At 34.7% G+C, this 26,624-nt stretch carries 24 protein-coding genes; 19 read left to right on the forward strand and 5 right to left on the reverse strand.

Annotated elements, in window-relative coordinates:
- The first annotated feature begins 12 nt into the window (after positions 1-12).
- The 3 genes from ACQ65V_RS10335 to ACQ65V_RS10345 are packed head-to-tail and all read left to right on the forward strand — an operon-like array spanning position 13 to position 1,212.
- Positions 13-222: a PID-CTERM protein-sorting domain-containing protein gene (locus tag ACQ65V_RS10335; RefSeq protein ID WP_155089781.1), complete on the forward strand. Its 210-nt coding sequence runs from the start codon at positions 13-15 to the stop codon at positions 220-222.
- A complete protein-coding gene (locus tag ACQ65V_RS10340; protein ID WP_155089782.1) occupies positions 219-815 on the forward strand; it encodes an archaeosortase/exosortase family protein in 597 nt (198 codons plus the stop codon). The genes ACQ65V_RS10335 and ACQ65V_RS10340 overlap by 4 nt, the downstream gene beginning before the upstream one ends.
- Entirely contained in the window at positions 793-1,212 is a 420-nt protein-coding gene (locus ACQ65V_RS10345; protein WP_155089783.1) for a hypothetical protein, read from the forward strand. Before ACQ65V_RS10340 ends, ACQ65V_RS10345 begins: the two co-directional genes overlap by 23 nt.
- Positions 1,213-1,301: 89 nt before the next feature.
- On the opposite strand, the gene pepT is transcribed toward ACQ65V_RS10345, so the two are convergent.
- A complete protein-coding gene (pepT, locus tag ACQ65V_RS10350; RefSeq protein ID WP_430467834.1) occupies positions 1,302-2,543 on the reverse strand; it encodes a peptidase T in 1,242 nt (413 codons plus the stop codon).
- A gap of 112 nt (positions 2,544-2,655) precedes the next feature.
- Here pepT and ACQ65V_RS10355 point away from each other — a divergent pair, with 112 nt between their 5' ends.
- Positions 2,656-3,678 carry a quinone-dependent dihydroorotate dehydrogenase gene (locus ACQ65V_RS10355; protein ID WP_430467835.1) on the forward strand — a complete coding sequence of 341 codons (1,023 nt, stop codon included), beginning with the start codon at positions 2,656-2,658 and terminating at the stop codon, positions 3,676-3,678.
- Positions 3,679-3,713: 35 nt separating this feature from the next.
- Here the strand turns inward: ACQ65V_RS10355 and ACQ65V_RS10360 are convergent, their stop codons facing one another.
- Positions 3,714-5,447, reverse strand: a complete 1,734-nt coding sequence (locus tag ACQ65V_RS10360; RefSeq protein ID WP_430467836.1) for a T9SS type A sorting domain-containing protein — start codon at positions 5,445-5,447, stop codon at positions 3,714-3,716.
- A gap of 253 nt (positions 5,448-5,700) precedes the next feature.
- On the opposite strand from ACQ65V_RS10360, the gene ACQ65V_RS10365 reads away from it, so the two are divergent.
- The 11 genes from ACQ65V_RS10365 (at position 5,701) to guaB (ending at position 19,729) form a co-directional block, all read left to right on the forward strand.
- Entirely contained in the window at positions 5,701-6,318 is a 618-nt protein-coding gene (locus tag ACQ65V_RS10365; RefSeq protein ID WP_430467837.1) for a LysE family translocator, read from the forward strand.
- A gap of 37 nt (positions 6,319-6,355) precedes the next feature.
- The gene (locus ACQ65V_RS10370) at positions 6,356-7,219 is read left to right on the forward strand and encodes a hydroxymethylglutaryl-CoA lyase (RefSeq protein WP_412561223.1); all 864 of its coding nucleotides are present in this window, start codon (positions 6,356-6,358) and stop codon (positions 7,217-7,219) included.
- A 193-nt stretch (positions 7,220-7,412) separates the two neighbouring features.
- Positions 7,413-7,754, forward strand: a complete 342-nt coding sequence (locus ACQ65V_RS10375) for a hypothetical protein (protein ID WP_430467838.1) — start codon at positions 7,413-7,415, stop codon at positions 7,752-7,754.
- 257 nt (positions 7,755-8,011) lie between these two features.
- Positions 8,012-8,866: an HTTM domain-containing protein gene (locus tag ACQ65V_RS10380; protein ID WP_430467839.1), complete on the forward strand. Its 855-nt coding sequence runs from the start codon at positions 8,012-8,014 to the stop codon at positions 8,864-8,866.
- On the forward strand, positions 8,856-10,007 hold the full coding sequence (locus ACQ65V_RS10385; RefSeq protein WP_430467840.1) for an ATP-grasp domain-containing protein: 1,152 nt from the start codon (positions 8,856-8,858) through the stop codon (positions 10,005-10,007). The genes ACQ65V_RS10380 and ACQ65V_RS10385 overlap by 11 nt, the downstream gene beginning before the upstream one ends.
- Positions 10,008-10,288: 281 nt before the next feature.
- On the forward strand, positions 10,289-11,479 hold the full coding sequence (locus tag ACQ65V_RS10390; protein ID WP_430467841.1) for a DUF4856 domain-containing protein: 1,191 nt from the start codon (positions 10,289-10,291) through the stop codon (positions 11,477-11,479).
- A gap of 344 nt (positions 11,480-11,823) precedes the next feature.
- Positions 11,824-13,011, forward strand: coding sequence for a DUF4856 domain-containing protein (locus tag ACQ65V_RS10395; RefSeq protein WP_430467842.1), 1,188 nt, complete (start codon positions 11,824-11,826; stop codon positions 13,009-13,011).
- Positions 13,012-13,164: 153 nt separating this feature from the next.
- Positions 13,165-14,289 (forward strand): imelysin family protein, encoded by a 1,125-nt coding sequence (locus ACQ65V_RS10400; protein WP_430467843.1) that lies wholly within the window; start codon positions 13,165-13,167, stop codon positions 14,287-14,289.
- A gap of 54 nt (positions 14,290-14,343) precedes the next feature.
- Entirely contained in the window at positions 14,344-15,708 is a 1,365-nt protein-coding gene (locus ACQ65V_RS10405) for an HTTM domain-containing protein (protein ID WP_430467844.1), read from the forward strand.
- Positions 15,689-18,112 carry a TonB-dependent receptor domain-containing protein gene (locus ACQ65V_RS10410; protein WP_430467845.1) on the forward strand — a complete coding sequence of 808 codons (2,424 nt, stop codon included), beginning with the start codon at positions 15,689-15,691 and terminating at the stop codon, positions 18,110-18,112. Before ACQ65V_RS10405 ends, ACQ65V_RS10410 begins: the two co-directional genes overlap by 20 nt.
- A gap of 147 nt (positions 18,113-18,259) precedes the next feature.
- On the forward strand, positions 18,260-19,729 hold the full coding sequence (guaB, locus tag ACQ65V_RS10415; RefSeq protein ID WP_430467846.1) for an IMP dehydrogenase: 1,470 nt from the start codon (positions 18,260-18,262) through the stop codon (positions 19,727-19,729).
- A 15-nt stretch (positions 19,730-19,744) separates the two neighbouring features.
- On the opposite strand, the gene ACQ65V_RS10420 is transcribed toward guaB, so the two are convergent.
- The gene (locus ACQ65V_RS10420) at positions 19,745-20,200 is read right to left on the reverse strand and encodes a protease complex subunit PrcB family protein (protein WP_430467847.1); all 456 of its coding nucleotides are present in this window, start codon (positions 20,198-20,200) and stop codon (positions 19,745-19,747) included.
- Positions 20,201-20,358: 158 nt separating this feature from the next.
- On the opposite strand from ACQ65V_RS10420, the gene ACQ65V_RS10425 reads away from it, so the two are divergent.
- The gene (locus ACQ65V_RS10425; RefSeq protein ID WP_430467848.1) at positions 20,359-21,489 is read left to right on the forward strand and encodes a lycopene cyclase family protein; all 1,131 of its coding nucleotides are present in this window, start codon (positions 20,359-20,361) and stop codon (positions 21,487-21,489) included.
- A gap of 5 nt (positions 21,490-21,494) precedes the next feature.
- Here the strand turns inward: ACQ65V_RS10425 and ACQ65V_RS10430 are convergent, their stop codons facing one another.
- Together ACQ65V_RS10430 and ACQ65V_RS10435 are read right to left on the reverse strand one after the other, a co-directional pair.
- Positions 21,495-21,734 carry a hypothetical protein gene (locus tag ACQ65V_RS10430; RefSeq protein WP_430467849.1) on the reverse strand — a complete coding sequence of 80 codons (240 nt, stop codon included), beginning with the start codon at positions 21,732-21,734 and terminating at the stop codon, positions 21,495-21,497.
- The gene (locus ACQ65V_RS10435) at positions 21,727-22,182 is read right to left on the reverse strand and encodes an SRPBCC family protein (protein ID WP_155089801.1); all 456 of its coding nucleotides are present in this window, start codon (positions 22,180-22,182) and stop codon (positions 21,727-21,729) included. Before ACQ65V_RS10435 ends, ACQ65V_RS10430 begins: the two co-directional genes overlap by 8 nt.
- A gap of 228 nt (positions 22,183-22,410) precedes the next feature.
- Here ACQ65V_RS10435 and ACQ65V_RS10440 point away from each other — a divergent pair, with 228 nt between their 5' ends.
- From ACQ65V_RS10440 to ACQ65V_RS10450, 3 genes are read left to right on the forward strand one after another with little or no spacing between them, the layout of a single operon-like run.
- Positions 22,411-24,357, forward strand: a complete 1,947-nt coding sequence (locus tag ACQ65V_RS10440) for a peptidylprolyl isomerase (RefSeq protein ID WP_430467850.1) — start codon at positions 22,411-22,413, stop codon at positions 24,355-24,357.
- A 5-nt stretch (positions 24,358-24,362) separates the two neighbouring features.
- On the forward strand, positions 24,363-25,214 hold the full coding sequence (locus ACQ65V_RS10445) for a peptidyl-prolyl cis-trans isomerase (RefSeq protein WP_273291231.1): 852 nt from the start codon (positions 24,363-24,365) through the stop codon (positions 25,212-25,214).
- Positions 25,162-26,622, forward strand: coding sequence for a peptidylprolyl isomerase (locus ACQ65V_RS10450; RefSeq protein WP_430467851.1), 1,461 nt, complete (start codon positions 25,162-25,164; stop codon positions 26,620-26,622). Before ACQ65V_RS10445 ends, ACQ65V_RS10450 begins: the two co-directional genes overlap by 53 nt.
- Positions 26,623-26,624: the final 2 nt, after the last annotated feature.

Genomic DNA, 26,624 nt, shown 5'->3' on the forward strand with positions numbered 1-26,624 from the left:
AAAACAAATACAATGAAGAATTCAAAAAGCACCTTTATTAAGGTAATTAGTACCGTAGCTATTGTTTTTGCAATGGTAAGTACAACAGATCTAAACGCTCAAGGCCCTCCAGGAGGTGCTACTGACACAGTAGATGCAATCCCATTAGATGGTGGCTTAATCGCCCTAGTTATTGGCGCAGCAGCATTTGGTGTTAAAAAATTGCGCGATAATAAAAAGTGATAAATATTAAAAATTTATTACAAGACATACCAAAACCAATAAGGCTTTTTCTCGGAAAGGCCTTATTGCTTTTTGTTGTATGGAAGATTTTGTATGTTGGGTTTTTATTAGACTCTAAGATTTTAGATTACCCACTAACTACACATGTTGGAGAAGCATCTGCAGAACTACTGAATCGATTTAGTTCAATGTCTGGTTTTGAATCGGTCAGAGAGGTAAAGACAAGTATTTATGAAGGTGAGCGCATTACTGAAGAAACCTCAATGATCTATCACAACAATAAACCTGTATTATATATTGCAGATGTCTGTAACGGTTTAGAACTCATTGTTCTTTATATAGGATTTATAGTGTGCATGCCATCTAGCTTTTTTAGAAAATTGCTTTATATTGTATTGGGAGCCATACTGCTAGATGTTGTCAATATTGGTAGATGTATAGGCTTAATTTATTTACGCGAATATTTTGAATATTATTTTGATTTTGCGCATAAATATTTATTTAAAATAACGATTTACGCATTCACCTTTTTATTATGGATGTTATATGCTAGAAAAATAAATTTAAATAATGAATCTGTACAAGTCGAATAAGGCGCGTTTTATAATAGGGCTGTTAATTATTTTTGTGCTGTATTCTGTGTACCACATCTTTTTTGCAGAAAACACATTTACGGCATCAATTCCAAGAAAACTTAGACATGTTATTGCACTGTTGTTTACTGTAGCTGTTTATTTTGTAGGTACGTATCATCTCGGTAAGTTGAAGGTTAAATGGATGTCTACCCTATGGCATATGGTACATATTGCCGGCTTATGCATTATCACAGCAATTGGTGTGTTTGATTGGTTATTCTTAACAGGAGAACCGATTGTAGCATTAAGCAGGTTCGCCAGAACAATTCAAGAACTATTGCTATCACCAATATTATATGTTGCTATGGGCTTACTCAATAAAACCCTAAAAAACACTTCCACTGTTGCGTCTTGATGTGGAATGTAGTCTAGCTAATTACCATGCGATAAAATTAAAAATCGGATAAAGAAAATCTTTTTGTTGAAAGACTAAAACAATTAGTATTATTGATTTTTTAAAGCCGTTAACTCAGCAATCTTACAAATTACCTCTACGGCCTTTTGCATACTTTCTACTGGTACATACTCATAACGTCCATGAAAATTATGGCCACCAGCAAAAATATTAGGACAAGGTAAACCCATATAAGACAACTGCGAACCATCTGTTCCTCCACGTATAGGTTTAATAAGTGGTGTAATACCTAAGGATTTCATGGCTTCTTCGGCAATATCTACGATATGTTTTACAGGTTCAACCTTTTCTTTCATATTGTAATATTGATCTTTAATTTCTATCTCAAAGATTTCAGCTTCAAACTTTGTATTAAGGTCTAAAACAATTTTATCCATCAGCGCTTTACGAGCTTCAAATTTATCTTTATCGTGATCTCTTATAATGTACTTTAGATGAGTTTCTTCAACTTTGCCTTCTATACTATATAAGTGGAAAAAGCCTTCATAGCCTTCGGTATGTTCTGGTGTTTCTAGTCTTGGGAGTGTATTGATAAATTCGGTAGCATAGTACATTGAATTCACCATCTTATCCTTGGCATAACCAGGATGTACAATTTTGCCCTTTACTTTTATGTTGGCCTCAGCGGCATTAAAGTTTTCATATTCCAACTCGCCAACTTGGCTGCCATCCATGGTATAAGCCCAATCGGCTCCAAATTTTTCGACATCAAACTTATGTGCGCCTCTTCCAATTTCTTCATCTGGTGTAAAACCCACTTTTATGTCACCGTGTTTAATGTCAGGATTGTTAATGAGATATTCCATCGCTGAAACGATTTCTGCGATTCCGGCTTTATCATCCGCACCTAAGAGCGTGGTACCATCTGTAACGATTAATGTTTGCCCAACATAGAGTAATAAGTCCTCAAAATAACTAGGCGATAGAATGATGTTTTTTTCAGCATTAAGTGCAATATCATTGCCATCGTAATTTTCAATAACTCTAGGTTTTACATTTTTTCCTGTAAAATCAGGAGAGGTGTCAAAATGAGATATAAAACCAATAGTTGGTACATCATAATCTACATTACTAGGTAAAGTAGCCATGATGTAAGCGTTATTGTCTATGGAAACATCTTTCATGCCTATGGCAATCAGTTCTTTAGTCAGTTTATGAGCTAAATCCCATTGTTTTTCGGTACTTGGAGTAGTCTTTGAATTTGGGTCGGATTCAGTATCTATGGTAACATAGCTAATAAAACGATCTATAATATGCTGTTTCTCTATCATAATGTTGGATTGTTTTCAAAAATAATCAACGGTAGGTTAAGGCACAAGTCTGGGATATGTTTCTTTTAATTTGATGGGAATTGCCTTATTTTTGCACAGCAAATTTTCTTTCATGTATAAAGCAATAATCCGACCAATTCTCTTCTGTTTCGACCCAGAAAAAGTTCACCATTTCACATTTTCCTTAATACGAAATATCTCAAAAATTCCTGGTGTAAAGGGTCTTTTTAAAAAGATGTATTTACTTAACGATAAAGCCTTAGAGCGTGAGTTATTTGGATTACAATTTAAAAACCCAGTGGGTTTAGCTGCTGGTTTTGATAAGGATGCTAAACTTTATAATGAACTCGCCAATTTTGGATTCGGATTTATTGAAATAGGAACCTTAACACCAAAACCACAAAGTGGTAATCCCAAAAAGCGATTATTTAGGTTAAAGGAAGATTCGGCGATTATCAATAGAATGGGATTTAATAATGGTGGAGTACAAGAAGCGGTTGAACGTTTAAAGAAAAACAAAGGCGTGTTGATTGGTGGTAATATTGGGAAAAACAAAGTAACACCAAACGAAAATGCAGTTGATGATTATGAGATTTGTTTTAATGCTCTTTTTGATTATGTAGATTACTTTGTCGTAAATGTAAGCTCACCAAATACACCAAATTTAAGAGAGTTGCAAGATAAAGAGCCTTTAACTCAACTTTTAAAAGCTTTACAGGTTCTAAACTTTAAGAAGCCTAATTCAAAACCTATCCTATTAAAAATTGCTCCAGATTTAACTGACGATCAACTTTTAGATATCATAGACATTGTAAAAACTACTAAGATTGATGGAGTCATTTCTACGAATACAACAATCTCTAGGAAGGGTTTACTAAGTGATAATAAAACTGAGGTTGGTGGATTAAGTGGTAAGCCATTAACTCAACGTTCTACTGAAGTCATTAGGTTTTTAGCTGAAAAAAGTAATAAGGCATTCCCAATCATTGGAGTAGGAGGTATTCACTCAGCAGAAGACGCTTTAGAAAAACTTGAAGCTGGTGCCGATTTAGTTCAATTATACACAGGCTTTATCTATGAAGGCCCTCGACTTGTAAAAGAAATTAATAAGGCAATACTAAAAAAGGCACAGTAAAAACTGCGCCTTTTAAATATTTAGATTCTTCAACATTAGTTTTTTATAAACGATAATGTTTGGCTAGAGTTATCTTTTTTCAATTTTATAAAATACATTCCGTTAGTTAGACTCTCAACGTTAATATTAAGGTCTCTTTCGGATGCAATAAATGATTGCTTTATAACTTGTCCTAAAGTATTATAGATACTGTAAGCATCGGGTAAAGTATTGGTTTTAATTGTTATACTGCTTGATGAAGGATTTGGAAAAATAGAAATACTTTCAGTACTAAACTCATCAACGCTTAGTGTTCCGTTGAAAAAATTATCCGCTTTACCAAAGCTAAAGTCACCACCAGTTGCTAATACGACATTATTTTCGTCTAAAAGCTCATAAAATCCATTGCCAGAGAAACAGCAAATACCATCTCCGTAACTATCACTTATAATAAAACTGTAGCACTCATTGGTATTAATAGAAAACACTTCAGACTTGGTTGTGAAATCGTCAACACCTTCTTCGTAAGGACCACCAGAATATAATACATTATCGCTACTATCTAAAAATTGCCAAGAGGTCTCAGCAGGCCAATCATCTAATGTAAGATTCATAGTAATTGTAGATGTACTGATTGAAGGTGCGCCAACTTCAATATATTGAGGTTTTACTTTATTAAGGATGTTTGTACCATTTGAGACCGTTAACGCTACATCATAATCTCCAAAATTGGTGTAGGTGTGAGTTACGTTTTGAGTTGTATAATCAATGATGTTATCTCCATCAACATCCCAAGACCAAGAGGTTGCACCAACACTGCTATCTGTGAAATTAACCGTAAAATTGCCTAAACAGCTTTCAGTTTCGTCTGCTATAAAATCTGCACTAAAGCTAGGGCAGGCAAGGTTATTTCTAGAGATTTGGTATATAGCATTTATTCTAGCATATTGTTGCGCTGAAAATTGAGTTCTACAAACCTTACGAGAGTAAGACATTACATTCAATGGATCAGCTTGGTAATATTCTCCATTGCCATCTTGCGCGAAATCGAAAAATTCGCAAGCCGCATTCACATTATTGTTGCCTAGTTTAGGATCTGCAGGTGTGTCACAAATGAAATCTCCTGTGGTCTCACAGTTAGAACCATCAACTAATTCTTCTGTAGAATTATATACATTGCTATTACCATGGGTGTGTGCCAGTCCGAAGAAGTGTCCCATTTCATGTGATAATGTGCTGCCATTAGTGGTACAGCTATTTGCCATTAAGATAGTCTCTGGCCCTCCTGGGTAATAAGCATAACCACATAGACCACTACCAGAACTACTACTTACAATAGAGTTTGCAAAATAAATATTTATAACACCGTTAACATTGTTACCACTAGTTAAAGCATCTTCTTCAAATGTTTCAAAGTCGTAATAGGTATCGTTGTTTATATAATTAATCCCTTCACATAGAAAAAATTCTAAACCAGCATTAGCATAGAATGTATTCATTATAGCCATAGCATCATCTAATTCAGTAGGTGTTAAGCCACCAAATCCTGCAGTAGTTCTGATGATATGGGCTTTAACAGGAACAGAGGTCATAACTGTAGATGATCTGGAGTTAAGCTGTTCTTGTATAAATTGCTCCTCTAGCACTTTAACTTGTTCCTTAATGGAATTATAATAATTTTCAACTTCTTGGGAAAATTGGAATCCACATTCATCTGACTGTGCTGAGGCAGTTGTGGTAAAACAAAAAACAAGAGTAAATGCGAGTAGCAGTTGTGTAAATTTAATCATAGCGTTTATTAGGTTAATAGGTAAAAAGTGCACTAAAATATAAATTTTAGTCAACTTTTGTATGATTTAATCGATGAATAGGGAATAGAACTTGTAATTGAGAATCAGCTTTTTACTTTCGGTAATATCTAGAGGTACTAACAAACTTTACCCTATAAATACCATTCTTTATGAGTCTAATAACTTAGTCATTTTGAATTTTAAGCTTTACGGCATGTATCAATTTTACTTATTTTAGTGCAAATTTTAACCCTTGGACTACAACATACTTTTTTCCTTTGCTTTGGCGACCTCGGCATTAGCAATCTCGCCAGGACCAGACAATATTTATGTCTTGGTGCAAAGTATTACTAACGGAAAGTCTTATGGACTTGCTACTGTAAGTGGTCTAATTACAGGTTGTATAGTGCATACTACACTTTTGGCTTTTGGTGTTTCGGCGATTATTAAAGCAAATGAAGATTTATTTTTCGCAATTAAGGTATTGGGAGCTATATATCTTCTCTACTTAGCCTATAAAGTATATAAGTCTAGCCCACAATTGAATTTGGATGCCAATGCCGTGCCTAAGAAAAGCCTAAAAGGCTTATTTGTTCAGGGTTTTTTTATGAATGTACTTAACCCAAAAGTCACTATTTTTTTTCTAGCGTTTTTCCCAGGATTTCTATTCTCTGAAAGTATGAGTACTGTGGTTCAGTTCTATATTTTGGGCGGTATTTTTATGTTGGTGTCTTTTATTATTTTTTCCTCAATTGCTTTACTTGCAGGACAGATAAAAAAGTATATAACAAAACATAGAAACTCAGGTTTGATTTTAAAATGGCTTCAGATTGTTGTGTTCATTGGGATTGCAATTTTCATTTTATTGTAGGATTTAAAAACGTATTTTATCCCTTATATTTGAACCAATGAATAAAGCGGTAAAACTCATAGAATGTCCTCGAGATGCCATGCAAGGCATTAAGGAATTTATTCCAACGGAAAAGAAAATACAGTACATTCAATCGTTGCTTCGTGTGGGCTTTGACACCATAGACTTTGGTAGTTTTGTTTCACCTAAAGCCATTCCGCAAATGGTCGATACCGCTGAGGTGTTATCTCAGTTAGATTTAAGCACTACTAAAAGTAAGTTACTTGCCATCATTGCTAATGTTAGAGGTGCTAACGACGCGTCTCAACATTCTGAAATTGACTATTTAGGGTTTCCGTTTTCTATTTCAGAGAACTTTCAAATGCGTAATACGCATAAAACTATTGCCCAATCCGTAGTTACACTTTCCGAGATTTTAGAGATTGCAGACAAAGCTGATAAGCAAGTTGTGGTGTATATCTCTATGGGTTTTGGTAATCCTTATGGAGATCCTTGGAATGTTGATATAGTAGGTGAGTGGACTGAGCGTTTGGCAAAAATGGGTGTGAACATTCTATCATTGAGTGATACTATAGGTAGTTCTGATCCAGAGATTATTGATTATCTCTTTTCTAATTTAATTCCTAAATATCCAAAAATTGAATTTGGTGCCCATCTCCATACCACACCAACCACCTGGTTCGAAAAAATTGATGCAGCCTACAAAGCAGGTTGCAGACGTTTTGATGGTGCCATACAAGGATTTGGTGGTTGCCCTATGGCAAAAGACGACCTAACTGGTAACATGCCAACTGAGAAAATGTTGTCTTACTTTACCCAAAAAAAGGCTCATGATTTAAATGCCATGAGTTTTGAAAGTGCTTACAACGAGGCTACTAAGATTTTCACTCAGTACCACTGATTTTTAACCTATTTTACTGCAATCTAGAGTTGTTTCAACACGCAAACAATCACCTTAAACGATTATGTTTTTCTATGTCAATGGTTTGCGCTAAGATTGATATGTAAATTCATGCTGTTTTTATTTTGTAACTCTTGGATGGAATTGAGTAAACAAAAGAATTACGGCAGAATTTTATATCTAAAACCAATCAATGAAACTGAGAAAAACAATAGGGGTTCTTTTTATCATTTCGCAAATTGTGTTGATTATATACGCCAAGTTTGTCCCAGAGCGGTTTTTCTGTTGGGCACCTTTTGATGAACACACCTATTTAGATATTGATGTAGAGGTAAACGGTGAATTACTGACCAAAAAGGAAATAGCAAAAAGGTATCGCTATAAATCCAAAGGCTGGGAACCTAGAAGCATCAACAATGTCTTTAGCATAATTAGGCAATACGAATCTACATATGGAAAAGAGGATAATGCCTCTGTAAAAGTTAAATACGCAACCAATGGCAACGAGGAACGAATATGGTATTTCAATCAATGAAACATATAATCCGTAGCCCATATTTTCCACTAAATTTTAATGTAGAAAATATGCAGCCCAATATATTGCTAATGTGCAAGCTATTGTTTCTGTTGCTTGTTGTTCATGGATTTTTAGGCTATATAAGCGATCCTTTTTTGCCTTTTTTGAGGCCTTTGGATACTGTGTTAAATTATCCGGATATTTTCAAGATTTCAATAAAAAGCCTTTTTCTAATTTCGGGTTTGTTGCTACTTTTTAACCTACAGCCACGAACAATGTCAATTATCTTAGGCAGTACATTAATTGTTATGCTAATGGCTTCTAAACCAATGTTTAGAAATCATCTGTTTATATGTGGTTGTGCATTTTTATTGGCAGGTCTAACCCAAAAGAAAGAATTGCCATGGCTATTATATTTACAATTAAGTTTAGTGTATTTCGGAGCCGCAACAAATAAGATTTTTGAACCTGACTGGTGGAGTGGACAGTTTATGCATAATTGGTTGGTAAACTCCCAAGAAAATCAGTTTTACTTATCAGTATCAGCATTAATGCCAGAGATGTTGTTTGCCAAGATTTTGTCGTGGAGTTCCATGCTCATAGAGTTTAGCATCGCGATTCTTTTATTGTTTAGGAAAAAACATTTGTTAGCGGTTTGGATGATCATTTTGTTCCATGCAGTATTGTACACGATGACACTTTTTAGGTTCGGTCATTTTTTTGAGGATATTGTCATCATACTCCTCATATTCCTAATCTGGCCTAAATTTAAATCTGAGGTTTATATCAACAGAAATGTACGCCCATTCTTCAGACTTATAATAAGATTATATTTTTTGAATAGCGATATTGAATATGAGCATAATCAAGTAAATACTGACTCTTATTGGCTAAAAGTGAAATCTGGCAACAGAGTTTTATTTGATAGGAGTGCGTTGATTTTCTTGCTAAAATTCACACCAAACTTTTATCTGTCACTGTTTCTTTTTGATCAATTGATAAGATTTGTATTCAACGGCACAATAATGCATGGTATCCAAATTTCTTTGATGTGGTTTTGTATTCTAATCTTTCTACCCATAAACTTTGGTCGTAAAAGCACTAAAAAAATAGTTTTAGATGCGAGTTAGCTCAAAGAAAAAAAACATATCGGTTTTAATTCCAGATGGTGAAAGTCATCTCTTACTCTACGTTGTTAACTGTTTGTCTCAAGAAAAGGATATCGATATCTATGTGATGTCTAGCAATAAACATAACCCAATGCGATATTCTCGTTACATAAAGGGATTTTCTTATTATGTGCAAACCCATTCTGATTTAGATTGGATAGAGCACATAAATACTGAAGTAGAAAAGCATAATATTGATGTGATTATGCCAATTTTTGAAACGCGAATAAAAACACTTATTCAACTACAATCAAAAATTAAAGAGCAAGATAAAATAGGGCTCTTGCCTTCCCTGACTGATTACAAGACTGCGTTTAACAAAAACCAACTGACTAAACATTTAGAAGGCAATAAATTACCTTTTGCAAAAAGTGTTACTGTTACAGCGTTTCAAGATTTGGAGAAAATAGAAAATCTAGATTTTCCTGTAATAATAAAACCAATTGAAGGTTTTGGTGGAGGTCAAGGTATTTTTAAATTGGATACTGTAAGAGACTTAAAAAAACATTTTAATAAGGCAGAATTTAAATATGAAAATATAATACAGGAGTATATTGAAGGTTACGATATAGATTGTAGTGTGTTGTGCAGAAATGGTGAGGTTTTGGCATATACAGTCCAAAAAGGAAATATGATGGGCGCCAACCAGTTTTCTCCACAGTTTGGTTTAGAGTTTCTATACGAGGAAGAACTTTATAAGGTCATTAAAAAATTAATGAAATCACTTAATTGGAGTGGTGTAGCCCATATAGATATGCGATATGATAATCATACCAATCAATTTAAAGCAATAGAGGTCAATACACGATTTTGGGTGTCAGTTGAAGCATCGTTGCTTGCAGGTGTCAACTTCCCTTATTTATATTGTCTATCAAGTTTAGGACAAGAGTTCAATAAACCAGAATATGAGTGTGTGAAATATCTAAGTCTAAAGGGGTTAATAAAGAAAATCAAGGAAGAAAAATTATTTGTTTTCAATATAAAATTTATGAGAAACAACACAGCACTGAAATTTATTTTTACGGATCCTATACCTACTGCATATAAGTTTATCTGGAGAACCAAAAATATACTTATCTCTCGCTTTAGAAAATTATTTTAATCTATTTATTTACCTTCGTGTAATGAAATACTAATGTTAAATTGCTCATTTCAAAAGAGATAGTTTATACTACAATTTACTGTTGTTAGATTAACTATCTGATAACTAGTTATTAATACAATTTTGTATTATTTAAGCTTTTATCTGTGTTAATGAAATATTTAAAAGAGTTAAATATTTAATTTTCATATTGTATATTTGTCGCAAGTGTCCCAAGTTGAAAACCTAACTTTTCAGTCTTAGACATCACCCTATAGTAAGTAATTTTAATCCCTATAAAAATGAAATGTTTAGCCCCAATGATGGTGTTAATAGTGGTACTATTTACATCATGTTCTAGCAGTGATGACGGCAATTCTGACAACAATCAATTCCCAGTTCCATCCACGTACCAATTTAGTAGAAATGGCAGTAGTACGGTAAGCTATAGCCAACAAGCAAATGGCATTGCCATGGCAGATGAGTTTATTTCTGCGCTAAGTGATAATGGTTCAAATGAAGCGGAATTAAATGGAATGTTTACCAATACTGGTAATTATTTTTCAACGACTACATTAAATCAAAGCCCTTTTAAATTAAGAAGTAATACAGCGGCATCTTTCGATTATTATGCAAACAATCAGACTGTGGCAAATACCATAAAAGCAGATTTTGATGCATGGATTTCTGGTCAGGCAAATGAGGTGTATCCTAATTGGAATTCAGCGGCATCAATAGGTGTTGCAGGCATGCTCGTTGAAGCAGATGGCATTACTACCAGACGGGTTAATGCTAAAGGTATGCAATACAATCAGGCCTTAGGTAAAATGTTACTTGGCGGTTTAATGGTAGATCAGATGTTAAACAATTATTTAAGTATTTCGGTATTAGATGCCTCTACTAATAGAATTGACAATGATAATGAGGTATTAGTAAGTGGAAGTAATTACACCGCTATGGAGCATAGTTGGGATGCAGCATTTGGATTGGCTTTTGGATCTGATAATGCCCAAAACCCACAGTTTAATCAAGATCTATTTATGAATAAATATATATCTAGAGTAGATGTAGACCCAGATTTTAATGGAATAGCAGATGATATATATGATGCGTTTAAATTGGGTAGAGCTGCAATTGTAGCTAAGGACTATGAACTTAGAGACCAACAAATAGATATTCTTAGAGAAAAATTTTCTGAGATTATGGGTGTTAGATGTATTTATTATTTACGCCAAGGCAGATCTAACTTAGACTCTGACAAGGCAAACGCATTCCATGACTTATCTGAAGGATATGGATTTATTTATGCATTGCAATTTACCCGTAAACCAGGATCATCAGCGCCATACTTTACTAAATCTGAAGTAGATGTGTATCTAGCTCAACTTTTGGAAGGCAATGGTTTTTGGGATGTTTCTGAAGATACGTTGAACCAAATAGCTTTTGCAATAGCTGCTCGTTTTAACTTTACCGTAGAACAGGCAGAAAATTAAAAACAGATTAAAAGTATAAAAGTTAAGGCTTTCACTTTTGGTGAAAGCCTTTTTTTTGTATGTGCTATTTTCTTCTGAATTTAAACTTATTATGTAAAGTAGTTTCCAGGTATAGGGGCAAATTAGAAAGATTTTTTCTGAATTCTTCGTTAAATCATTAAGCCTTAATAATCAGTTGGTTAGCGTGTTTATGAAGCTAAATATTTGTAAATCAAATTTTTATAATTTTATTTAAAATTAATCTAAATAAACTTTGTAGAATTCCCTTTGAGTATTATTTTTGCACTCGGAAAGCAATAAATTATTTATAATAAGTCTTAATAAGAATAATAAACGATTAAAAAATGAAGAAAATTGCCTTGAGTTTATTTGTAGTAGGAGCTTTGTTTACATCATGCTCTAGTGATGATGATAATGGTTCAGCTGGTAACCAAGTCGTCGCACCTGCAACTTTTCAATTTGAAAGAAACGGGAGTACAACAGTAGATTATAACGGACAAACTACACGTATTGAAATGGGTGGTGAGTTTGTATCTGCCTTAAATGACAATACCAAGACTGAAACTGAATTAGATGGTATGTTTACCAATACCGGAAATTATTTTTCAACTACAGCATTAAACGAATCTACCAAAAATATAAGAAGTAAAACCGCTGCTTCAATGGATTATTTTTCTGCAAATACAACTGAAGCTAATGTCATAAAAGCAGATTTTGATAGCTGGATAGCAAGTCAGGTATCAGAAGTTTTTCCAAATTGGGATAATACAGCTACTGCTGGTAATGCAGGTCAGATACAGGAAGCTGGTGGTGCTATACGCTATGTAAACGGAAAAGGTCTTGAGTATAACCAAGCCATTAACAAAGCTTTGATTGGTGGGCTTATGGTAGATCAAATACTAAACAACTACCTAAGCACTTCGGTTTTAGATGCTGGTACTAATAGAGCTGATAACGATGCCGAAATTTTAGCAGAAGGGAAAAACTACACCAATATGGAGCATAAATGGGATGAAGCGTTTGGTTACTTATATGGTACAGATGATCCTTTAGCTCCACAACTTGGAGCGGATAATTTCTTAAATAAGTATCTATCTCGTGTTGATAGTGATGAAGATTTTACTGGTATAGCTGAAGATATTTACGATGCCTTTAAATTGGGTAGAGCAGCAATCGTTGCTAAGAATTATGAAGTAAGAGATGAGCAAGCCGAAATTATAAGAGAAAAAATTTCTGAAATTATTGGCATAAGAGCAGTTTACTATTTACAGTCTAGCAAAGCTACTTTAGGAACGGATTACGCAAGTGCTTTCCATGATTTATCTGAAGGGTTTGGTTTTGTTTATAGCTTACAATTTACAAGACAACCAGGAACTGATGCACCATACTTTACAAAAGCAGAAGTTGATGCCTATATAGCGGAATTAATGGAAAGCAACGGATTTTGGGATGTAACATCAGCAACCTTGGATAACATGGCCAGTGAAATAGCTGCACGTTTCAACTTTACGTTAGAGCAAGCAAGCAATTAGTTAAAAAAAAAGAATAATTAATGTCATATTGAGCTCAGTCGAAAAGCAATATCATAACAAGTTCATTTGTTCCTCGACTGGTCTCAAAATGATGATTATGGTTTGTTGAAAACAATGTATTTTTGCAAACCAAAAAATGAAAAAAATATAACTATGATAAAGAAAATAGTTTTCATTCTAAGTATTGTTAGTGTAATCGTTGCCTGTTCATCTTCTGATGACAGCAATGGAGGCAGTAATGATAACTTTGATAGAACAGCTTTGTTAACTAATTATGCGGATAATATTATCGTTCCCGCATTGGTTAATTTTCAGTCTAAAATGGCAGATATGGACACCGCGAAAAGCGACTTTATCAATGACATTAACCAAACCAATTTGAATATATTGAGTGATGCTTGGCTAGAGGCCTACAAAGCATGGCAGCATGTGGAGATATTTAATATTGGTATTGCAGAAACACTTTCTGCAGATGAGAATAGTGGATTTGTTGTATTCTTCAATAGGTATCCTGTTACTGTCTCAGATATTGAAGCAGGTGCAGCATCGGGTAATTACGATTTAAATGCTATTTCCTATTATGATGCACAAGGGTTTCCGGCATTGGATTTTTTAATTCATGGCGTAGCAGATTCAGACACAACCCCTTTAGATAAGTTTACAACCAACCCTAATTTTGAAGGTTACGCAAATTATATCACAGATGTGATCGCTCAAATGAGAACAATCATTAATACTGTGTTAAGTGATTGGCAAGGGTCATACAGAGACAGTTTTATAAACAATACATCTTCTAGCGCTACAGGATCTTTCAATAAAATGGTCAATGATTTTATTTACTATTATGAAAAAGGATTGAGAGCTAACAAAATAGGAATTCCTGCAGGTAATTTTTCTGTAGATCCATTGCCAGAAAAAGTAGAAGCATATTACAAAAACGATGTATCTAAAGAATTGGCATTATTTGGGTTGGAAACAATTGAGAAAGTATTTAATGGGCAAGCAATAGTTGGCTCAGGAGCATCTTCCCAAAGTTTTGCATCTTACTTGGATTATTTAGATAATTCACAGTTAAAGGACGATATCAATGCCCAATTTTTAGCTGCAAGACAACAAATACAATCTTTAAACAATAGCTTTAGTCAACAGGTTATGGAAGATAATACCCAAATGACCCAAGCGTATGATTTGCTTCAAGGTGCGGTCGTATTGCTAAAGGTTGATATGGCTTCTGCGTTTAACGTAAGTATCGATTTTACGGATAGTGACGGAGATTAATTCAAAATAATATGAAACTAAGGGTTCTCTTAATTGGGAATCCTTTTTTTATTTATGCCAAAGACCATAAGCACATATTTAAACACAAAAACCAATGCAGCGCCTTTAGCTGTTTTTAGGATTGGTTTTGGTCTTATGATGCTGTTAAGTATCGTTAGGTTTTGGTCTTATGGCTGGATTGAGACATTATATATAAACCCAAAATTTCACTTCAGTTATTATGGGTTAGATTGGGTAAAACCCTTGGGTAACTATACCTATATTATTTTTGTGGTTTGCGGTTTATCAGCGCTATGCGTTGCATTGGGCTTAAAATACCGTATTGCTATAATTACCTTCTTTCTAAGCTTTACTTACATTGAGTTAATGGATAAGACCACGTATCTCAACCACTACTATTTTATAAGCCTTTTAAGTTTTTTAATGTGTTTTTTGCCTGCCAATGCTTACTATTCATTAGATAATTTAATCAAGAAAAAACAATACAACCAAATCCCTAAATGGACAATTGATAGTATAAAATTATTGTTAGGAATTGTCTATGTCTATGCTGGCTTGGCCAAAATTAATAGCGACTGGTTGTTTAAAGCACAGCCATTAAAAATATGGTTACCATCTAAATATGATTTACCCTTTATTGGCGAAACCCTTATGCAACAACACTGGTTTCATGTCGCTATGAGTTGGTCTGGTATGCTGTATGATTTATGTATTCCATTTTTATTGTTGTACCGAAAAACGCGTTGGGTGGCATTTGCTTTAGTCGTGTTCTTTCATGTATTTACTAGAGTGTTATTCCCAATAGGGATGTTTCCGTACATTATGATTGTATCTGCATTGATATTTTTCGATGCTAATATTCACGAGCGAATTATTAGTGTATTCAGAACATTATTCAAAAATATTAAGGCTAGTAAAACCAAACTCAAACCCCAAACCTACCATTACAAAAGACAAAACTTAATACTTCCGGTCTTAACTGTTTTCTTTACCATTCAGTTACTCTTGCCGTTTCGTTATGTACTGTATCCAGGTGAGCTGTTTTGGAAAGAAGAAGGTTATCGGTTTTCATGGCGCGTAATGTTAATAGAAAAAACAGGCTATGCCGAATTTAAAGTAGTTAACGGAAAGACCAAAACATCGTTCTTGGTGAATAATTCAGACTTCCTAACACCGTTGCAGCAAAAAGAAATGAGTACCCAACCCGATTTCATTTTAGAGTATGCACATTATTTAGGACAACATTTTGAATCGCAAGGACACGAAAATTTAGAAATCTATGTGGATAGCTATGTGGCTTTAAACGGAAGACGAAGTCAGCGTTTTATTGATCCAGATGTTGATTTGCTAAAACAAAAAGAATCATTTAAACCCAAAAACTGGATTTTACCATTAAAGGATGAAATTAAAGGATTATAGCTTACTGTTCATATTTGTAATTGTTGGTTACATGGCATTTGCTCAACAAAAAGTATCTGGTACAATTACTAACACTGCTGGTCAACCTATCAATAAGGTTGAGGTTTATGATAAAGTTTCAGGTCGATTGGCAACAACCAATACACAAGGGTATTACGAGTTCTCGACTGAGAAAACGGATTTAACCTTGGTGTTCTTTTCCTATGAGTTTCAAATTAAGGAAGTGCAGATTACCATTAATGGAGATGTGGTTCTAAACCAAACTCTAGAACCATTGGGTGAGGAATTGACTGCTGTTGAAATTACAGCCAGAAAAACTAAAGTCTTTGAGTTGAGCAGACTAAGGGATGTCGAAGAGACTGCAATCTATGCTGGTAAAAAAACCGAAGTGGTTTTAGTGGAGCAGTCCATGGCAAATTTAGCAACGAATAATGCAAGGCAAATTTACAGTCAAGTCGCTGGATTAAACATTTACCAAAATGATGATGCAGGTTTACAATTGAATATTGGTGGACGAGGCCTCGACCCAAATAGAACGGCAAACTTTAATACCAGACAAAACGGTTATGACATCAGCGCAGATGTGTTGGGTTATCCAGAAAGTTACTATTCGCCAGCAGCTGAAGGTTTAAAGGAAATTCAGGTGATTAGAGGTGCTGCATCCTTGCAGTACGGAACACAGTTTGGAGGACTTATCAATTTTGTAATGAAAGAACCAAATCCTAACAAGCCTTTTGAGTTAGTTACAAGAAACACCTTGGGAAGTTTTGGATTATATACCAATTTCACTAGTGTAAGTGGCACAAAGGACAAGTGGAGTTACTATACCTTTTTTAATTATAAAAAGGGAGATGGATTTAGACCAAATTCAGAATTTGAATCTAAAAACATCTTTGCACACATTGGCTATCAGCTTTCCGAACGTACCAAGCTTTCAGCAGAGTTAACCTATCTCGATTATTTAGCACAGCAAGCGGGAGGTTTAACGGACAATATGTTCAATGAAGATCCCTATCAGAGTAATAGAGCGCGTAACTGGTTTGAAGTAGATTGGTTGTTGTACAACTTTAAATTAGCACATCAGTTTTCAGAAAAAACAAACTTTACATTCAACTTTTTTGGTTTGAATGCTACCAGAAATGCGTTGGGATTTAGAACCAATCGTGTAGATCAGGTAGATCCAGGTCAAGAACGTGATTTAATAAAAGGAGATTTCAATAATTATGGTTTTGAAGCACGGTTATTGAGTGAATACAAACTTTTCAATAAAGACGCTACGTTTTTAATTGGTTCAAAATTTTATAACGCTAATAACAGCCAGCAACAAGGACCAGGTTCGGCTGGTATTGAGCCAAATTTCAATTTACAGACAGAAGACTATCCAAATTACCCAGATCAGTCCGATTTTGATTTCCCAAATCTGAATATAGCCGTTTTTGGTGAAAACATTTTGTATTTAAATGATAAGTTTTCAATAACACCAGGCTTTAGATTTGAGTATATAAAAACAGAAAGCGAAGGTTTTTATCAACGGATTAATACAGATGCTGCTGGTAATGTTATTTTTGAAGAAACCGTTGAAGACAATCGCGATTTTGAGCGTAATTTCATTTTACTTGGCTTAGGTTTGAGTTACAAACCAAATTCAAACGTAGAGGTCTATGGAAATATTTCCCAAAATTACCGTTCGGTAACCTTCTCGGATATTAATATAAATAATCCGGCATTTACTATAAACCCAGAAATCACAGATGAGGATGGTTTTACAGTAGATTTAGGGTTTAGAGGTAACTACAAACGTTTTGTCTCTTACGATTTAGGTGCTTTTGCATTGGTCTACAACGACAGGATTGGCTTTGTTCAAAAAGGTTTGGATGATGGTCGTGTGGTAAGCGAACGTGGAAATATTGGTAATGCTGTAATGTACGGAGTAGAATCCTTATTCGATTTTAACTTGAAGAAAATCCTTAGAATGAATAACGATTACAGTTTCAACTACTTTATCAATACCTCAATAATTAAATCAGAATATACAAGTTCAGAACAATCAGGTATTGAAGGCAATGAGGTAGAGTTTGTGCCAGACCTTAATTTAAAAACCGGTTTAAGATTTGGCTATAAAAACCTTATGGCTAATGCGCAATACACATATTTGGGGAGACAGTTTACAGACGCCACCAATTCTTTGGAGTCAAACTTAAGTGGAGTCATAGGCGAAATCCCAGAATACGATATTTTAGATATTTCGTTATCCTACACTTACAAAATGTTTAAGCTAGAAACTGGTGTTAATAACGTTTTTGATAATGCCTATTTCACAAGAAGAGCAACCGGTTATCCAGGCCCAGGAATTATTCCTTCTGCTCCGCGTAATTGGTTTACGACGTTAGAGGTAACATTTTAGTAATATTATAGCAAATATTAGTTGAGTCCTTATTCAGGTAAAGCTTATTGACTAATAAGGTCTTCCTGAATTTACACTTAAACTTTTTTCAGGCGAGTTAAGTGAAATAAAAAGCGTAAATTTGCACGCAATTAAATCTTAATTGCCATGACAGCACACGAAAACAAAATCCTAGGTGAAGGTCTTACCTACGATGACGTCCTTTTAGTTCCAGCATTTTCTGAAGTATTGCCTCGCGAGGTCAATATTCAAACAAAATTTACTAGAAACATTACGATTAACATTCCTGTGGTTTCAGCAGCTATGGATACGGTTACAGAAAGTAAAATGGCCATTGCCATGGCCCAAGAAGGTGGTATTGGTGTGCTTCATAAAAATATGACCATAGAACAGCAAGCCAGTAAAGTCCGTAAAGTAAAACGTGCGGAAAGCGGTATGATTATCGATCCAGTAACGTTGCCTATGGACGCTATTGTTGCTGACGCAAAAAATGCCATGCGAGAGCATAGTATTGGAGGAATTCCCATCGTGGATGATAAAGGTGCTCTAAAAGGTATTGTTACCAATCGTGATTTACGTTTTGAGCATGCCAATGACAAACCCATCGCTGACGTTATGACTTCTGAGAATCTGGTGACAGCACCAGTTGGAACCTCATTGAAAGATGCTGAGGCAATTTTACAAGCCAACAAGATTGAAAAACTACTTATAGTTGAAGGTGATAAGCTTGCAGGTTTAATCACCTTTAGAGATATCACTAAGGTGACTCAAAAACCTATAGCAAATAAAGATACTTACGGAAGATTACGCGTAGCAGCTGCTATAGGCGTAACAGGTGATGCCGTAGAGAGGGCAGAAGCATTGGTTAATGCAGGAGTAGATGCTGTGGTTATAGATACAGCTCATGGTCATACCAAAGGTGTAGTAACGATACTTAAGGAAATAAAGAATAAATTTCCAAGTCTTGAAGTCATTGTTGGTAACATAGCAACAGGTGAAGCCGCTAAATATTTGGTGGAAGCAGGTGCAGATGCAGTAAAAGTTGGTATTGGTCCTGGTTCAATTTGTACCACACGCGTTGTGGCTGGTGTTGGGTTTCCACAATTTTCAGCTGTGTTAGAAGTTGCTGCAGCGATTAAAGGCTCTGGAGTTCCTGTGATTGCTGATGGTGGAATTCGCTATACAGGAGATATTCCAAAAGCGATTGCCGCTGGTGCAGATACGGTTATGTTGGGTTCACTTTTAGCGGGAACCAAGGAAAGTCCTGGTGAAACCATTATTTACGAAGGAAGAAAGTTTAAGTCTTACCGAGGCATGGGTTCTGTGGAAGCCATGAAACAAGGTAGTAAAGACCGTTATTTCCAAGATGTAGAAGACGACATTAAAAAATTAGTACCAGAAGGTATTGTTGGTCGTGTACCATACAAAGGAGAACTGTATGAAAGTATTCATCAATTTGTAGGCGGACTTAGAGCTGGTATGGGCTATTGTGGTGCAAAAGATATAGCCACTTTAAAAGATACTGGTCGATTTGTAAAGATTACTTCTAGCGGAATCCATGAAAGTCATCCGCATGATGTGACTATTACTAAGGAAGCGCCAAATTATTCGAGATAATAGGTTAATAGTAGTTTACTGAAATACTATAGGTAAATCAGAATTAGGTATTTTCACGATAATGTAAGGTTGGGTGATTACGGTTGTTGCGACTCCTTCAGGACTTAATTCAGAGATGTTCACTACAATATGTTCAGAATCAATAGAAATATTTAAATCTAAACTGTGTCCTCCAGTTGATTTAATATCATCAATTATTGCTATAACTGTGAATTCAGAGAAGTCTATATCCGTCTCTGTAAAACCGTCTGATACATTATTTACAGTGTTCATTTGATTTAATAACGAATCCCAGGAATTCTGGTCTGTAATAACGAGGATCTGTTGATCTATATTTTCTTCTCCGGCTCCATGAAGATTTCCTTTGGCAATAAGTGTCGCTTCAACCTCAGAAGATTCGGTCTTATTTTCGCTTTCGTCACAACTAAATGAAAGGGTTGAGAGTAGTATAATCAGTAGACTTTTTTTCATGACTTATGTTATTTGATTTATAATTTGCCTTACCTATTAATGAGTTGCGTCAAATCTATAGCAACTTTTTAAGCAGTATTTCCTCTAAGTTAGCTCAAAAAAATTAGAATCCCAAGTTACAATAAACCGTATCTTCGTACTTCAATTTTAAAGTCAGGATGACCAAAAACGATTATATCATTTTAGGTGCAGGAGCCTCAGGATTAATGCTGGCATATCGTATGGCACAAGATACTTATTTTGATGATAAATCTATTTTAATCATTGATAAAGCAAAGGCTAAAGGTAACGACAGAACCTGGTGCTTTTGGGAAGAGGGTGAAGGTGAGTGGGACGATTTACTCACTAAAACTTGGCCTAATGTTTTCTTCGGAAGCAAAACCTATTCAGAACAGATTGATATTTCTCCATACCATTATAAAATGATTCGTAGTGAAGATTTTTATAAATCACTATTGGAAACTATACTTAAAAAACCAAACATCACCTTTATAAATGATACTGTAGATACCTTTACTGAACTTAAAGATGGAGTACAGGTTATTACCAAAAAAGGAAGTTATGTTGGCTCAAAACTATTTAATAGTTGGCATAACCCTTCAGTGTATGAGTCTCAAAAAAAGTATCCTGTACTGCAACAGCACTTTGTTGGTTGGTTCGTAAAAACTAAAGAGGAAACTTTTGATGATTCAATGGCAACCTTCATGGATTTTACAGTGCCACAGAACGGTAATACACGCTTTGTGTATGTCTTGCCAATGGATAAAAATACAGCTCTGTTTGAATACACCTTGTTTTCAAAAGATCTACTAGAACAACCAGAATACGAGGATGCCATTAAAGATTATTTGGAAGAACGAGGAATTGGGGATTATGAAGTTATAGAGAAAGAAAAAGGCTCTATACCAATGACGGCTTTTAAGTTTTCAGAATTGAACTCTAAACATATTTTAAACATAGGCACAGCAGGCGGATGGACAAAAGCCAGTACAGGCTATACCTTTAGCAATACAACAAAAAAAACAAAGGCTTTAATTGGGTTCTTAAAACAGGAAAGTGACTTGTCTAAATTTCATAGAAAATCAAAATTTCACTTTTACGATGCTATCTTCTTAGATGTATTGGCGAATCATAATAATGAGGGAGCGGCATTATTTTCTTCCATGTTTAAAAAGGCGGATGTTAAAACCATATTCAAATTTTTAGATGAAGAATCGAATTTACTTGAGGATTTAAAGATCATTCTTTCGGTACCACCAAAACGATTTATACAGGCTTTCCTAAAGTGATTGTTTTAAGCCTCGGTGTAAACTTGTCCTCGATGAGGTTTTAACGCATCTCTAATGGGTATCATTTCAGACTCATCAACAACTAAGAAAGCAATACTGTGCATTTCACTTAAGGTTTCAACACCTGTTATAGTAATATTCAAATCGTTTAAAGCAATATATTCTTTTAGATGAACCAAATGGTGCTCTGCTGTTTTCTGACTGACAGGACCTCTAAAGTCCCATATTAATTTTAGCCTACGCATTGGCAACTGAGTTGCCGTTTTCGACAAAATTTTTAAAATTGGTCATGTATTTTTTGGTTTGTTTTTTAAAGGCCCTCGGCATTAAAAACAACATGGTATTCATTACAAAGTTTGTAGGTTCAAATTCATTTTTGCAAATCCATTTGGTGTGACCTTGTGGAGTACTTTCAAAGTAGTTCTGTTGTATGTTTCTAACACCTTTTGTGTTGTATGTAGCATGAAATTCATTTGGGAAATTTTGTTTAGTAATGGTTTCGATCAGTTCCATTTTGCGTTTGCCGAAATCGTAGTTTAGCTTCATTTTGGCTCCAAATTCACCAGGTGTACCAGAAATGTGTTCCGCACCAACCAAACCCTCTTGCCAATGCTTCATGTTTTCGGTAGAGTTCATTTTATTTATGACCTCTTTCAGTGGTTTTTTTATTATAATTTCAGTCGTATATTTCATGTTATAACGATAAAGATTTAAAGATAAACAAAAGCACTAATACTAACTTTAATTTATCGACGTTTCTACCATTTTAGAAGTTGTAATAACTATATTGTTGATCTTCACATATCAATTAAATTATGCGTGCTCTTCAACTTGTAGAATAGGTGATTTATGTTATTTTTGCTGAACCTCTCAATTAAGAGCGTTAGGTTAAATATTGTTAAGATTTAAAGAAGAACAGATATGAAAGTGAAATTTAAATTAATGCTTTTAGCGTTGCTTGCACTGAACGTTTCTTTTTCTCAAGAGAAAGATGAAGTACTGTTGAAAGTAGATGGCGAACCTATAATGACTTCAGAATTTTTAAGGGTTTACAACAAAAATTTAGATTTAGTAAAAGACGAAAGTCAAAAGGATGTCGATGGCTACTTAAAATTGTTTACAGAATATCAGTTAAAATTAAAAGAAGCCAAACGATTAAAATTGCATGAGGATGCAAATTACCAGCGCGAATTTCTAAGATATAAAAATCAACTGACCAAGAATTACCTCTCAGAAAACAAAGTTACTGAAGCTTTGGTTAAGGAGGCTTATGACCGAAGTAATATGGACATTAATGCGTCACATGTATTGGTAAGGTTGGACGAAAATGCTAAGGACACATTAAATGCATATAATGAAGTTTTACAGTTAAGGGAGCGTGTTTTAAATGAAGGATTTGATGCCGTAAAGAAAGACATGCACAATGGGCAAACTATTTTTTTAGAAGACTTAGGTTATTTTTCTGCATTTAAGATGGTATATAATTTTGAAACGGCAGCCTTCAACACACCAAAGGGTGAAATTTCCATGCCGTTTAGAACCCAGTTTGGTTATCATGTTGTAAAAGTTAATGACAAGCGACCATCAAGAGGTACGATTACAGCTGCGCATATCATGATTGCTTTAGAGCAAAAGGACTCACTCTTAAACCCTGAACAACGCATCAATGATATCTATAAAAAAATACAACAAGGCGAAAATTTTGAGTCTTTGGCAAAGCAATTCTCTGATGATAAAAGCTCTGCTAAAAACGGTGGAAAATTAACGCCTTTCAAAAGTGGTCAACTGAGCTCTACCGAGTTTGAAGACCAGGCTTTTGCATTAAAGAATGATGGAGATATAAGCCAACCTTTTAAAACAGAATACGGTTGGCATATTGTTAAGCGAATAGAACTTAAGCCCATTCAAACTTTTGAAGAGTTAAAACCTACTTTAGAAGCAAGGGTTAAAAGAGACTCTAGGTCTAAGTTGATAAATACAGCGATGGTAAATGAGTTGAAAAAACGTTACGAAATCTCATATAATCCTGAAGCTAAAGACTATTTTGAGTCTATACTATCCAACGACTATTTCTCGCGCTCATGGAGACTGCCAGAAGACTTCGATAAGGACAAGATGGTTTTCACAATCAACGATAGACCATTTACCTACAATGAATTTGGCCGTCATCTCATGTCTGCTCAGCGTACTTATGGAAATAAAAACGTGCCATTTTCTGTGGTTGTAGATAAAGAATTAGATAAGTTTTTTGAAAGATCGATTCTACAATATAGAGAGGATAACCTAGAGTCAGAAAATCAAGATTTTGCTAATATCCTAAAGGAATATAGAGATGGATTATTGTTGTTTGATTTAATGGAAAAAGAAGTCTGGAATAAAGCCTCAAAGGACTCAGTGGGATTAGAAGCATATTACAACAAAAATAAGTCTAAATATCAATGGAATGAAAGAGTAGAAGTGGTGATGGCTTCTTCTGCTAATGAAGCTAATGCCCAAAAGGTTTTAAAAATGATGAAAAAGGGTAAATCTCAGGAGGACATTAATGCCGAGTTGAATACGGACTCTAAAAAGAACATCATTTTCACCAAAGGCACCTACGATATAAATGATAGTAAGTTGCCAACCAGCTTTGAAGTAAAGGAAGGCGTGTCTAAAATTTATGATCACAATGATGCATTCCATGTCTTTGATGTAAAAGCTGTTTTACCAGCAGGAAACAAAAGCTTGGAAGAAGCAAAAGGTAATGTGATCAATGATTATCAAGAACAACTAGAGGCCAACTGGATAGATGGTCTTTACAAACGTTTTAGTGTTGAGGTCAATGAAGACGTTTTACAGAACGTGAAATCTAAAATTAGAAACCAATAATTTTTTTGAAAAAATCCCTCTTTATATTAACCACGTGTATTTTGCTTCACGGTTGTGATTTCTTTAAAACAACTGATGATCGCGAACCCATAGCACGAGTAAACGACTCTTATTTATACAAAGAGGATGTTGCGGACGTAGTACCCGAAGGTGCAAGCAAAGAGGACAGTCTCCTTATGGTCAACGCCTACATTAATCGTTGGGCAAGACAATTGTTGCTTATGGATGGCGCTTTATTAAATCTTTCTGAAGACAAGCAAGAAGATTTTTCTAAACTGGTTGATCAATATAAGAACGACCTCTACACAAAAGCTTATTTAGAAGCTCTGGTGAAGAAAAATATAGATACGGCTGTTAACAAAAATGAAGCTGAAGTATTTTATGAGGCCAATAAAGAGTCTTTTAAACTCAATGATGATCTATTACAGTTTAGATATATAAGTTTACCCTTAAACCCAATTAATTTAGATACCATAAAGAATAGGTTCAGGCGCTTCAAACTAAAGGATAAACGCTATTTAGATTCCTTGTCTGTGCAGTTTAAGAGCTATTCACTTAACGATTCACTATGGGTAAAATATAATCAGGTAGCAGAAAAAGTTCCTGTTGTAAATCAAGAAAATAAAAACCAACTGTTAAAAAAAACTAATTTCTTACAACTCAAAGATTCATTAAACCTATATTTGATGCAAGTTAATGACGTACGTTTGCAGAATGATTATGCACCTCTGGATTACGTCATGCCTTCAATAAAACAAATTGTTATAAATAAACGGAAGTTAGAGCTTATTAAGCAACTAGAAAATGATATTACAAAAGATGCAATTAAAAACAATAAATTTCAGATATATAACTAGTACAGCGGCTTTTTGCTGTATGTTCTTTTTTGGTTTTGTTCATTCACAAGAAATTATTCCTGATGAAGAAACACCTAAAATAAAAGCTAAGGATAGTATTGTAAACCAAACACGGATTAAAGCCGATGGTGTGGCAGCCGTAGTTGGTGATTACATTGTTTTAGAGTCTGATTTAGATCGTGAAATTGCTCAGTTAGAAGCCCAAGGTGCGGATTTATCTGGTATAACACGCTGCGAACTTTTTGGTAGCCTTTTGGAGAAAAAATTATATGCACATCAAGCTGTTCAAGATAGTGTAATAGTTAACGAACTGTACATTCAGTCTTTAGTTGAGCAGCAAATACAAGGTATCATGGCGCAGACAAATGGCGACATGCAAGGAATGTTAGAATTTTATAAGAAGGATTCTGAAGAAGCGCTTAGAGAAGAAATGTACGAGATAAATAAGAATAATTATCTGGCTCAAGAAATGCAAACTAAGGTCATTAAAGATGTTGAAATAACTCCTGAGGAAGTAAGAACGTTTTTTAATGACATTCCAGAAGATGAAAGACCAACGTTTGGTACAGAATTAAAGGTTGCTCAGATTGTTGTTATTCCAGAGGTTACCGAAGAAGCAAAACAAGAAGTTATTGAAAGGCTTAAAGGTTATAAAAAGGATGTGGAAGAAAATGGAGCCAGCTTTACAACTAAGGCGTTATTTTATTCTGAAGATACAGGCTCTAAAAACAATGGAGGCTTATTGCCAACTATGAATAGAAAGCAACCAAGAATGGTGAAAGAGTTTAGAGATGTGGCTTTCAACATGCAGGAAGGTGAAATTTCAGAACCGTTCGAAACAGATTTTGGATACCATATTATATATCTCGAAAAAATTAGAGGGCAAGAGTACGACGTAAGACATATTTTATTGAGACCAAAGTTGACGGCAGAAGCAATTCAGAAGGCAAAAGATGAAATAGACATGGTTAGGGAAAAAATAGTCGACGGGAGTATTTCTTTTGCAGAAGCCGCTAGAGAGTTTAGTGATGAAAAAGAGACCAAGTATGAAGGAGGGCAATTAACCAATCCTACAACACAAGACTTTAATTTTGAACTTACAAAAATGGACACTGAGATGTACACTCAAATTCAAGATTTAAAAGATGGTGAGGTTAGCCCAGTAATACAGGATGAAGATAGAATCAATAGAATTAAGTTTAAGATTATGACGGTTACGGACAGAATTAATGACCATAAGGCTGATTACTCTAGAGACTATCTAAAGATTAAGGAATTGGCATTACAGGATAAACAAATAAAAGCCATAGAAAAATGGCAGAAAGAGACCATTGCAGAGACTTACATAAAGATTAATGGTGAATACAGAGATTGTGATTACCAAAGTAACTGGCTAAAAACACAATAGAA

The organism is Winogradskyella ouciana (genome assembly GCF_965284585.1).
GTDB classification, from domain to species: Bacteria; Bacteroidota; Bacteroidia; order Flavobacteriales; family Flavobacteriaceae; genus Winogradskyella; species Winogradskyella ouciana.